Origin of the sequence: Cohnella thermotolerans DSM 17683 (genome assembly GCF_000429825.1) — a bacterium.
In the GTDB taxonomy this organism is placed as follows: domain Bacteria; phylum Bacillota; class Bacilli; order Paenibacillales; family Paenibacillaceae; genus Cohnella; species Cohnella thermotolerans.
On the sequence record NZ_AUCP01000043.1, the window covers coordinates 1 to 11,309 of the forward strand.

General features: G+C 53.5%; 8 protein-coding genes and 1 pseudogene. 5 read left to right on the forward strand and 4 right to left on the reverse strand.

Going from position 1 to position 11,309, the window contains the following annotated elements; translation table 11 throughout:
- Positions 1 to 303: VOC family protein (locus G485_RS0108535; protein WP_027092217.1), on the forward strand; the 303-nt coding region annotated here is incomplete at its 5' end.
- Positions 304 to 698: 395 nt separating this feature from the next.
- Here the strand turns inward: G485_RS0108535 and G485_RS0108545 are convergent.
- Both G485_RS0108545 and G485_RS31425 read right to left on the reverse strand, forming a co-directional pair.
- Positions 699 to 2,420, reverse strand: coding sequence for a methyl-accepting chemotaxis protein (locus G485_RS0108545; protein ID WP_027092218.1), 1,722 nt, complete (start codon positions 2,418 to 2,420; stop codon positions 699 to 701).
- A 397-nt stretch (positions 2,421 to 2,817) separates the two neighbouring features.
- Entirely contained in the window at positions 2,818 to 2,961 is a 144-nt protein-coding gene (locus G485_RS31425; protein WP_084423213.1) for a GNAT family N-acetyltransferase, read from the reverse strand.
- Between the two features lie 899 nt (positions 2,962 to 3,860).
- Between G485_RS31425 and G485_RS0108550 the strand changes: the two genes are divergently transcribed.
- Positions 3,861 to 4,442, forward strand: coding sequence for a DNA-3-methyladenine glycosylase I (locus G485_RS0108550; protein WP_027092219.1), 582 nt, complete (start codon positions 3,861 to 3,863; stop codon positions 4,440 to 4,442).
- Positions 4,443 to 4,498: 56 nt separating this feature from the next.
- Here the strand turns inward: G485_RS0108550 and G485_RS25675 are convergent, their stop codons facing one another.
- Both G485_RS25675 and G485_RS28905 read right to left on the reverse strand, forming a co-directional pair.
- Positions 4,499 to 5,962 carry a sensor histidine kinase gene (locus G485_RS25675; RefSeq protein WP_084423214.1) on the reverse strand — a complete coding sequence of 488 codons (1,464 nt, stop codon included), beginning with the start codon at positions 5,960 to 5,962 and terminating at the stop codon, positions 4,499 to 4,501.
- Positions 5,952 to 6,146 (reverse strand): annotated as a pseudogene (locus G485_RS28905) (winged helix-turn-helix domain-containing protein); the annotation flags it as partial. The gene G485_RS25675 and the pseudogene G485_RS28905, both read right to left, overlap by 11 nt.
- Positions 6,147 to 6,495: 349 nt before the next feature.
- Here G485_RS28905 and G485_RS0108565 point away from each other — a divergent pair.
- From G485_RS0108565 to G485_RS0108575, 3 genes are all read left to right on the forward strand, one after another.
- Complete coding sequence (locus tag G485_RS0108565) at positions 6,496 to 8,262, forward strand: cache domain-containing sensor histidine kinase (RefSeq protein ID WP_027092220.1); 1,767 nt, start codon at positions 6,496 to 6,498, stop codon at positions 8,260 to 8,262.
- Positions 8,255 to 9,748: a response regulator gene (locus G485_RS0108570; RefSeq protein WP_027092221.1), complete on the forward strand. Its 1,494-nt coding sequence runs from the start codon at positions 8,255 to 8,257 to the stop codon at positions 9,746 to 9,748. Before G485_RS0108565 ends, G485_RS0108570 begins: the two co-directional genes overlap by 8 nt.
- Before the next feature lie 148 nt (positions 9,749 to 9,896).
- Positions 9,897 to 11,279, forward strand: a complete 1,383-nt coding sequence (locus G485_RS0108575) for an ABC transporter substrate-binding protein (RefSeq protein ID WP_027092222.1) — start codon at positions 9,897 to 9,899, stop codon at positions 11,277 to 11,279.
- Positions 11,280 to 11,309: the final 30 nt, after the last annotated feature.

The window sequence follows — 11,309 nt, forward strand, 5'->3', positions numbered from 1 at the left end:
AAAAAAAATGACGTTCCCGTCGGAGAATTTAGGTGGATAACGCTTGTTTCTCCCGATGAGCAAGACGGTACCGAGCTTTTACTCGAACCGAATGACCATCCTGCCGCCAAAGAGTATCAAAAGAAGATATTTGCCGATGGCATCCCAGCAACAATGTTTGGCGTTGCAGATATTAATAAAGAGTACAAACGATTATTGGAAAACGGCGTGAATTTTACTATGGAGCCGACAAAAATGGGCGAACTCACAATAGCTGTCTTCGACGATACATGCGGCAACCTTATTCAGATTGTGCAGAAGTAACTTTATGACGAAATCTCGGTACTTAAAAGAAAAAAGGAGTAGAATTTCAGATGATGGCCATGGTGGTTTTGAATTTTGGGATCCCGAGGGTAACAAGCTACACACAATGGCGATATAAGTTGATTAAACTAACGGGAAACGATAGTTGAATCAGACCATAAGGAACCACTCCAGCGATGGAGTGGTTTTAACTTTATCACACTTTGCAGGTGCAACTCGATGACGAGATGATCCTGAAGGGTCGCCCATAGCCGCTCCACGCGGCCCTTGGCCTGGGGAGTGACCGCCTTGAGTTTGGGAATAATTTGCATTGCGGGTTCCCGCGACGTTTTCCCCGGTTTCGGGGAAAACCGTTTCGGCCGGTTCCCATCCGGCCATCATCAGGCGGGTGGAGCTTATACTTTGAATTTACCGACTAACGTTCGTAGTGAATCCGACATTTCCCTCAGCCTGAATGCGGTTTGCAGCATTTCTTGGCTCGTTGCCGTCTGTTCCTCTGTCATGGCTGCAACTTCTTCGGAGAACGAAGCGGTTTCTTCCGTAATCCTCGTAATTTCTCGGATAGACGTTTCCACGGCTTTGCTGCCGGCAGACATTTGCTCTACAGTCGCAGCAACCTCCATGATTTGGGCGCTGAGGGTGTTTACTTCTGTCATTATCGTGTGGAACGATTCGCCTGCACGGATCATTGCCTCGATACCGTTCTTTACGTCAACGCTGCCGTTATCTACTTTCACGACAAGCCCGTTAATGCCGTCTAGCATTGTTTCAATGGTTTCATTAATCTCATTGGTGGAACGCGCAGATTGGTCAGCAAGCTTACGGATTTCATCTGCAACGACGGCAAATCCACGGCCCTGTTCGCCGGCGCGCGCCGCTTCGATTGCGGCATTCAGGGAAAGAAGATTCGTCTGGTTTGAAATATCTTGGATATAGCTTACCACTTTTCTGATTTGTTCGGACAAGCGCCCAAGCTCCGCTGCGGACGTTTGGATCTCGGAGAAGGTCGCTTCGATGCGGCCGATTTTATCCGCGTTCTGCCGCATTTCGTTGGCGCTCTGTGTTGCGACGGATTGCGTACGATGCGCAAGATCGGATACGTCAGTCGCAGTGGAGGCAACTTGCTCCAACCCCGATACGGTTTCCTGAATAATGGCGGATATCTCTTGCGTTTGGGATACTTGATGTTCCGCCCCTTGGGCTACGCGTTGAACCGACTGGGCGATTTGGTCAGACGCCTTGGAACTCTCTTCTGCACCGTTCTTTAGCAATGTTGAAGAGCGCCCGAGTTCCTCGGTGTTTGCTTGAATGTCGGCGATCATGCTTTGTAGGCTAGCCAGCAGCAAATTAGTCTGATCGGCCAAATCCTTCGTTTCATCCTTCGTTCTCACGGAGATTCTCTTTGTTAAATCACCGCCGGAAGAGGCGATTTCAGCGATGGCGTTCCCTACCTTGCGCACGTTGCGTGCCGTTAAGGCGCCTGTGAAATAACAAGAAATAGCCGCGACGACAATCACTAAAACAAGCGATACGTACAACTGCTTACGAAGCTGGTCGTTCTTCTTTTCCAGCGCCGCGACACGTTCCATGGTCAGCTTTTTTTCCGTTGCGCGGAAGGTGGATAGCTGATCACGCAGGGCGTCCATATCCTTTTTTCCCGGATCCTCCTGGAAAAATTGCTGAATTCCCTTGTTGTCATTAGCGCTCTTCATGGCAATCACTTTCTCGCCGGCGACTCGAATCCACTCTTCAACGTTCTTCTGAATGGCTTTCAGCTTGTCCTGTTGGCTCGGGTTATCAGCAACAAGCTTAAAAAGAGAATCGTAATGTACCGTCCATTTCTGTTTACCATTATAGTAAGGGTCTAAATATTTGGTGTCCCCAGTTATAACAAAGCCACGTTGTCCCGTTTCCATATCGACAAGATCTTTCTCAATGGATTGAGCCAAACTATGTACTTCCATATCGTGATTTATAATAAACTCGGTCTCCTTTTGAAAAGCCGACAGCTGTTTGGTCACGCTAAGGATTTCGAAGACAAAGCAGATTACGACGACTAAAAAACCGATAGCGATTTTGTTTTGGATGCGGTTAAACCGGATCGATGGGCGTTTCATTCAGTCAGCACTCCTTGTTGCATGAACGATGTATGTATATTGAAAATCATTTGCTGCGGGTTGTTGCATGTCCCATCTTCATGTTAATTTTTTTCAAATTAAGCGTATTCAAACCATTTTTCTCTTTATGCTGGGCATCCTCTCCTGGCACATATCCCGTACTGCAAAATTTGGCGTGTAGTGCGCGTTGCGCAAATGGCTTCTGACTCATTCGGCAGTGGATCGAGATGACAGGCTTAAAACGTCCCGCCCTTCGAATCATTTCTCCCCCCCGTTTCAATCCACGCGTATATGCTTATTTTATTGTCAAAGCACAATCTATGTAAAGCAAGCCATGCACGGCAGTGATACCCCATTTCAAAACTTCATGCCTTGCCAATCCTTAAACAATTAATCCTTACTTTTTTATAACTAACTGCTTAAATCCGAACTCAATCAAAGCTTGGCAAGCTTCTGTGGCAAAGCCTGTATTCCAGTAATCACAATGAATAAAGAATCCTAGTTCACCGTTGTTATTTCTTGAATAAGGATAGGGAAGCATAATCGTAGTCTCTGCGATTTCACGTTGGCTGACTAAAGTTTATTCCAATTATTAGAGTGCCAATAACCCGTTTTTATCTTACGTTCCGCCTATATAGTGAGAGGAAAAAAATGGTGAATAGCACCTCGTCGGTCACTCTATTGGGATAAGGGGTGTCCGGCTTCCCGATGAGGTGCATCACATAAAAGCTTGCGCGGGATTATAGCAACGTCACCGTATGATGGCAGGTTAAGGGACTACGCATTCGCGGGACTTTGCCCGGTCTAAGGTTGCTCCCGGAGCCGAATGTTCGACTCCCGAGGACAGGAAACAAAACGGGGTACCGTGCGAGGAAGGCAGAGGCTTCCGATAGTGGGCTTCGCGTGGTGGCAGGCAAATAACCCAATGGGAGGCGACGCTGGCAATCCATTTGGGTTACGAATTTCTCTTATAAATCGTTGTACTAGAGCATCTCGGGCAGCATTTCGCTCCGTCAACGATTTTATACCGCTTAAAATAATGGCCAAATTCGCAATGATATTTCTTTTTCCAAAACACAAGCATATAAATCAACTCTCTTTCGATTTCTATTAAATTCCTTTATAACAGCAGCGGTATAGTTCTATAAGACTACTACTATAGTATCATACATTGGCGTAATATGGAAGATGGTGTATGGTGGCGGAAGGGGTTGAACATAAGTAGCGAAGACGTGAAAAAAAGGTATTCAAGCTGAAAAAGAAGAGCGAGCAATTATCGGATGGTGGGCATGCTTTGGTTGGGCTTAGAAGTAACGGTTGTCCTTACAAAAGGATAAGCTGATAAAGATGCTGGATGGAACCAGCGTCTTTTTTTGATTACAAGTCCTCTATGATATGATGATTGTAATCGACGTTGTGGACAAGAAGGAGGCAACACGTATGACCGACCAACGGATACGCTGCGGCTGGGTGAACGACAGTCCGTTGTACATCCGCTATCATGACGAGGAATGGGGCGTTCCGGTGCACGACGATCGGAAGCTGTTCGAATTTCTGACTTTGGAAAGCGCGCAAGCCGGCTTGAGCTGGTACACGATCTTGCGCAAACGGGAGCATTACCGGGAGGCGTTCGCCGGGTTCGATCCCGAGATCGTGGCCCGGTTCGACGAACGAAAACTGCAGGAGTTGATGCTCAATGAGGGCATCGTCCGGAACCGGTTGAAGCTCGAGGCGGCCATCCGCAACGCCGCGGCGTTCCTGAAGGTGCAGGAGGAATTCGGCAGCTTCGACGCCTACATCTGGCGCTTCGTCGACGGCCGGCCGATCCGCAACCGGTGGAAGGAGCTGAAGGACGTGCCCGCTTCTACTCCGATTTCGGACGCCTTGAGCAAAGACTTGAAGAAACGCGGCTTCTCTTTCGTAGGTTCGACGATCTGCTACGCGCATATGCAGGCGACCGGGATGGTGCAGGATCATCTCACCTGCTGCTTCCGTCACGAGGAGATCGCTTCCCAATATTAAGCGCACAAGGGGGCTCGGCGCATGATCGCGACCTTTCCTTGAAGATAAACAAGCCGCTACATCTCATCCGCCAGCGGCAGTTCGAACCAAAAAACGACGCCTTCCTTCGTATTGTAATTCCCATAAGGGGATTGATGCATGTCCATGATCCCTTTGACGATGGACAGCCCGAGCCCGGTGCCGCCGTCGTCGCGCTTTCTGGCTTTGTCGGCTTTATAGAAGCTCTCCCATACCTGATCCAACTCCTCTTCAGGAATAGCGGGGCCCGTATTGAAGACCGAGACCCGGGCCCGGCCGGCGACCGCCTCCAGCGACACCCGGACAAGCCCCGGCTTGCGGGCGAACTTTGCGGCGTTCGTAATATAGTTGTTGATTACGCGGGCAATTTTTGGCTCGTCGCCGATCACCCAATGGACGTTCGGTTGAAGCTCAAGCTCGAAACGAACGTCCTTCGGATCGTATAATTTCCGCAGTCTGGTCATCGTCTGGCGGATGCTCGCCTGAATGTCGAAAGGCTCCGGATAATAATACGCCTGCCCGGACTCCAGTTGGGACAGGAGAAGCAGTTCCCTGACCAGTTCGTTCATCTTCTTCGCCTCATCGATAATCACTTCGCAATATTCGTTTCGGCTCGCGGCATCTTCGTTGACGCTCTGGCGCAGCCCTTCCGCGTACCCCTGTATAAGGGCGATAGGCGTCTTCAACTCGTGAGACACGTTGGAGACGAACATTCGCCGCATTTCTTCCAGACGGTTTTTGCGGTTCAGCTCCGTTTCCAGCTGTTCGTTCTTCCCTTTCAATTCACGAATGAATTGATCGATGATGCTTGACAGCTTGTTCATGTCTCTCCCCAGAGCTCCCAACTCATCACGCCGTTTCTCCTGCCAGCCGCGGCTGAAATCGAACTGGGTCATCCGGTGAGCCAATTGCTGCAAGCCGACAATAGGCTTCGAGAAGTAGGTGGCGAATTGGATCGCCCACAGGCAAGCAACGACAAGGAAGAGCCCGCAGACGAGCAGCAGAAACTGGTTGAAAATTCGGACGTTTTTTTCGGTAGGCGCCATGTTGGAACTGAGAGAAACGATGCTGCCGTTCGGCAGCAGACGGTACGTCGCCAGATTGACCATGTTATGGTCGGCTTCCTCGCGTTCCCGGACGATGGTCTCTCCGGCCTGCAATCGGGCCCGCTCGCGGCTGTCGAACGATTCCTGCATCTGGCGTTCCTTCTCGTCTTTCGGGCTTCTTGTGCTATAGATCGTTTTGCCGTCACGGCTGTAGATGTCGATGGAGGCCTGGCTCCGATAAAGCGCACCCTGCACGATCCGTTCGAAGGACGGACTGTCGGTCGCAGCTCCTTGCTCGACGATCCGGTCGCTGAGCGCCCGCAGCTCGTTCGTCTTGAGCCAGACGTAATAGGGCTTAAGGAACAGCAAATTGGCGACGACAAGGCACAGGACGAGGAGGCCCATAAACGACAGAAATGCCAGTAAAAATTGCGTGCGTATCGGCTTATTCCTCATCCCGCACCTCGAATCGATAGCCTTTGCCTCGAACCGTCTGAATGAACCGGCCGTAAGGGGACAGCTTCATTCGCAGCCTGTTGATATGCGTATCGACCGTCCGCAAGTCGCCGAAATAATCGAACCCCCACACCTTCTCCAGCAGTTGCTCGCGCGACAGGACGATGCCTTCGTTGCGAATAAGCGAAGCTTACGTGCAGGGTCTGATCCGCGACAAGCGGTATATGCGCGATGTGTATTAAATCATGAAGCCGCTTCGAAGCCGGGCGATGCCGATAAATCGGGTGACGGCCAGCCGGGCCGGGAAGCAAAGCCAGGCGAAGTGAAAGGATAGAAATTGCGGTTGGGAGGAGGAAGAGCCTCCGGGCTAATAAACTCCGCAACCGAAGCCTAAAAAAAGCTCGCACCGCCCCAAAGAAATAAGCGCTTTCAATAATAGGAAACGTGCATTACAATGAAATGAACCTCCATCTCAAGCGTCCTAATTCCATTCTTAGGCCGCTTATTTGTCTAGGAAGGAAGGCTGCCATGACATGACCGGTCACCTCCGCAAGCTTGCGAATCGGTTCCGCTTCCGCAAAGTCCGCAGCCGCTTTTTTGCCGCGATGATTTTGCTCTCGCTTCCGCCGCTCGTCGTGCTCGGCTACGTGTCCTTCGACATCGCCAAAGATACGCTCACGGAGAACAACACGAAGACGAACAACGATCACTTGCGGACATCGAGCGAGGTGGCGGACCTTCTAATGCGCAATATCGTGAACTTGAACCGGTTCATCGTTCTGAACGAGGAGATCCGGGACGATCTGCGGGAGAGCGAGATCAAGAACAGCGTAGAGCTGAGCGAGATGAACACGCTCACGGTCAATCGGCTGCAGAAGATCATTAACAGCAATTCCTTCGACACCCGGTTCGTCAACTCCTTATGCATCCTCGATCTTCATTATCAAACGTACTGCTGGGGAAGATCCGACGACGCCGGAATCTATGAGACGCCGAATAAAAAGCAAGCGATCGAGCAATCGGAATGGTACGGGCAGGCGGTCGAAGCGCAGGGGCGCGTCGTGTTTCTCAGCTACAACGTGCTGGAGGACAGAAGCGACTCGTTCTCGACGGTGAAGCTCTTCCGGGATTCGGAGAGCGCGGACGGCAAGCCGATCGGACTGATCGTCACCAATCTCTCGAAAGCCATGTTCGGCAGCGTCTTTAACGGAAGCCAGGACAACGGGCAGTTTCTGGCGATCGACTCCTCCGGCCATCCGGCCCGCATTGTCTATCCGGAAGAGGAGTCCCTGCCGAAGCTCGCTCCCGGCGGCTACGACCAACTGATGGCTCAGCTTCAGCAGCAAGGCTACCTGATTAGTGAATTCCGCAATCAGACGACCCAGTGGATATTCGTTCATATCATCCGGGAAAGCCAGCTGTTCAAGCAGTCGAACCGAATCGGCACGTTTACCTTTTTGATCGCCTCCTTAATCGCGCTTGTCGCGCTGATCATTTCCTATATCGTCTCCGGCACGATCACCCGCCCTCTCCTGCAGCTTAAAAAGATGATGATCGATTGGAACAAAGGCTCGCGCGCGATCGGCGGGACGTTCAAGGAGGACGAAGTCGGCGCGATCGGGGAAACGTTCAAACGATTGGCCATGGAAAATCAAGAATTGGACGCTCAGCTGTATCATACGAAACTAAAGGAACGGGAAGCGGAGCTTCGGGCGCTGCAGGCGCAGATCAAGCCGCATTTTCTCTATAACACGCTGGATTCGATCTATTGGATGGCCAGGCTGAGGAAAACGGAAGAAGCGGCGGCGATGGCGCTGGCCTTGTCCGAAAGCTTCAAGCTCAGCTTGAACAAAGGCGTCGAGACGATTCCCGTCTTCAAGGAATTGAAGCATATCGAGCATTACATGACGATTCAGAACATCCGCTACAACGGGCGGTTCCGCTATGAAGCGAGCGTCGAGCCTTCCATGATGGGCTACGAGATGCTCAAGCTGATTCTCCAGCCGCTGGTTGAGAACGCCATCTGCCACGGCCTTGAGCCGAAGGTGGGGGAGGGCGTCATCCGGATTGAAGGCCGGCTCAATGGGGACTTCCTGGTCTTCGCCGTGGAAGACGACGGCGTAGGCATGGACGACGTCTCCCGAACGGAGCAAGGCTACGGTCTGCGCAATGTCAAGGAGCGGATGCTGCTCTATTACGGTCCTTCGAGCTCCTTCGCCATCCGAAGCGAGCCGGGGCGCGGCACCCGCATCGAGATCCGCTTCAAGCCATTTCCGAACGAGGTGAAGCCCCATGCTTAAAGCCGTCATTTTCGACGATGAGTATATCGTGTTGGAGGCGCTGAGCGCCCTTGTCGACTGGGAGGGACTTGGCATCCGATTGGCCGGCGCCGCCGGAGACGGGATTTCGGCTTTGGAGACATTCCGGAACGTGCGTCCGGATATCGTGCTGACCGACATTCGGATGCCGGGCAAAGACGGCCTGCAGCTTCTGGAGGAAATTCTGGAGGAAGCGCCGGATACCTGCTGCATCGTATTCAGCGGCTTTAACGAATTCGAATACGTCAAACGCGCCATTCGGCTCGGCGTCGCCGATTACGTGGAGAAGCCGTTCACGGAGCACGGCATCGAGCAGGCGCTGCGCAAAGCGCTCAGGCAAATCCGCAAGAAGGAAGCCGTCCAAGATTTGGAGCGCAAATGGGATGCGAGCCGAAGGGAGCTGCTGGACAAGGCGGTCTGGGACTTGCTGCTGCACGGGAGAGAAGCGCTAGCCAAGTGGCGGGAGACGTTCGGCCAGGAGGAGCGGCACGTGCAAGCCGTGACGGTGATGGCTGCGGCCGGCGATTTTGCTTTGCCGGACCATCCCGCTTACCGGACGGTAGATTTGCGGATCGAGGGGAAGAAGGTAGCCGTCGTCTTCCACTTTATGGAGTTGTCCCATGCCTATTGGGACGAGATAGCGAGCGACCTGGACTCGGCGGGAACGGCCGTCGGCATCGGCCGCACGTATCCGAATCCGGAGGAGGCCCCGCGCAGCTATCAAGAAGCGCTTCATGCGTTGAAGTACGCCTTGCTGCTGGAAGCGAAGGGCGCGATGAAGTTCGGCGAGCTGGGCGCAAGCCGCCTGTCGCCGGAAGGGTGGCCGGATCGGGAAGAAGCGATCGTGCTGAGCATGCGGACAGGCAACAAAGCGATGCTTATGGACGAGGTGGACCGCTTCATCGGCTGGATTCATGCGTCCAAGGTCGATCCGGACGTCGCCGAACGTGAGATGCTCAAGCTGATCTATATCGCGATGGATGCGGCCAAGGGCAACGCAGCCGGGACCGGTTCGCTCTTTCCGCCGAACGAGCCGTATATGCCGCACATCGAGATTCGGAAGGCATCGTCTGCGGGCGCGCTGTCGGAATGGTTCCGGGAGCAGATGGCGCTCCTTGCGGACAAAGGCCTCGATGCGAGGGAACGGATCAAGCATGCCGCCGTCGAGAAGGCTTGCCGCTTCATCGAACGCAACGTCACCCGCGACGTCTCGCTGCAGGAGACGGCCGAGCATGTAGGGCTCAATGCCACCTACTTGAGCGTGCTGTTCAAGGAAGTGATGGGCGAGACGTATATCAAATACTTGACCCGCATCCGCATGGAGATGGCCAAGACGCTGCTGAACAAGGGATGCAAAGTGAGCGAGGTCGGCGCGAAGGTCGGCTATTTGACGAACCGCCATTTTACGGAGGTGTTCAAGAAATATACCGGCAAAACGCCCGGCCAGTTCAAGGACGGCTCCATTTGAGGCGCGAAGCGAAGCGCATTCCAAAAAAAACGGAACGGAATCAAAAGAAAGTGGCGATGTCGCTTGAATGCGCTTTCTTCTAGAATAGGGTCATGGGTACCCGGGCCCTTCCGAACGCTAATCCTGAATTCAAAGGGGGACCAAACGAATGAGCCATTCCAGGCAAGTTCTCGCCTTGCTGTCCAGCGTTGCGCTGACGACCGGTCTGCTCGCCGGGTGCGGCGGCGGCAATTCGAACGATAACGGAAGCCCGTCGGCTTCGCCGTCCGGCAGCTCCGGTTCTTCCGCCGGCGCCAGCCCCTCCGCATCCGCTTCCACAGAGCCGAAAGAGAAAGTGAAGCTAAGCTTGCTGGTCGACAACTCCCAGGATTCCGTCAACATCGCCAAAGCGCTGACCGAAGCCTTCCAGGCGCAAAATCCGAACATCACGTTCGAGACCGAGACCCGTCCCGGAGGCAGCGAAGGCGACAACTTCGTCAAAACGCGCCTGTCCACCGGCGATATGAACGACATTTTCTTCTATAACTCGGGCTCGCTTATGCAAGCGTTGAATCCGGAACAGAATTTGCTGGATTTGACGAACGAACCGTTCCAGGAGCGCGTTGTCGATTCGTTCAAACCGACGGTCACCTCGAACGGGAAAATTTACGGCGTTCCGTATACTTCGACCATCGGCGGCGGCTGGTTGTACAACAAGAAAATTTATGCCGATCTCGGTCTCTCCGTGCCGAAAACGTGGGCCGAGCTGATGGCCAATAACGACAAGATCAAGGCGGCCGGCATCACGCCGATTGTCGGAACGTACAAGGACACCTGGACTTCCCAATTGATCGTGCTGGCCGATTATTTCAACGTGCAGGCGCAGGACCCCAATTTTGCCGCGGACTATACGGCGAACAAGGCGAAGTACGCGACGACGCCCGCCGCCCTGCGCAGCTTCCAGAAGCTGGAGGAGACGGTCGGTTACTACAACAAGGATTTCCTGGCGACCACTTACGACGCCGGACTGCGGATGCTCGCGGAAGGCAAGGGCGCCCATTATCCGATGCTGACCTTCGCCATTCCCGCTATCGTGCAGAACAATCCGGATCAGATTGGCGATATCGGCTTCTTCGCGCAGCCGGGCGACAGTCCCGACAAGAACGGCTTGACGGTATGGATGCCGGGGGCGGCTTATATTTACAAAAACACTCAGCATCCCGAAGAAGCGAAGAAGTTTCTGGCGTTCATCGCCTCCGCGGAAGGAATGGCGGTCGTCGCTAAAGTATCCACCCCTTCGGGACCGTTCGTTATCAAGGGGGCGGCCATTCCGGACAACGTCCCGCAAGTCGTGAAGGATATGCTTCCTTACTTCGACCAACCGGGCATGACGGCTCCGGCGCTGGAATTCGTCTCTCCGGTCAAAGGACCGAGCCTCGAGCAGATTACGGTGGAAGTCGGCAGCGGCAAGCGAAAAGCCGAGAGCGCTGCCGAGCTGTACGACCAGGACGTCAAGAAGCAAGCGCAGCAGCTCGGGCTTGAAGGGTGGTAAACGCAACACCGCCGGAGTGAAGGAGGCCGG

Bases quoted from the DNA above. Each gene is read 5' to 3' on its own strand.
- G485_RS0108570 (WP_027092221.1), top strand. From the start codon at position 8,255: ATGCTTAAAGCCGTCATTTTCGACGATGAGTATATCGTGTTGGAGGCG.
- G485_RS0108550 (WP_027092219.1), top strand. From the start codon at position 3,861: ATGACCGACCAACGGATACGCTGCGGCTGGGTGAACGACAGTCCGTTG.
- G485_RS31425 (WP_084423213.1), bottom strand. From the start codon at position 2,961: ATGCTTCCCTATCCTTATTCAAGAAATAACAACGGTGAACTAGGATTC.
- G485_RS0108575 (WP_027092222.1), top strand. From the start codon at position 9,897: ATGAGCCATTCCAGGCAAGTTCTCGCCTTGCTGTCCAGCGTTGCGCTG.
- G485_RS25675 (WP_084423214.1), bottom strand. From the start codon at position 5,962: ATGAGGAATAAGCCGATACGCACGCAATTTTTACTGGCATTTCTGTCG.
- G485_RS0108565 (WP_027092220.1), top strand. From the start codon at position 6,496: ATGACCGGTCACCTCCGCAAGCTTGCGAATCGGTTCCGCTTCCGCAAA.
- G485_RS0108545 (WP_027092218.1), bottom strand. From the start codon at position 2,420: ATGAAACGCCCATCGATCCGGTTTAACCGCATCCAAAACAAAATCGCT.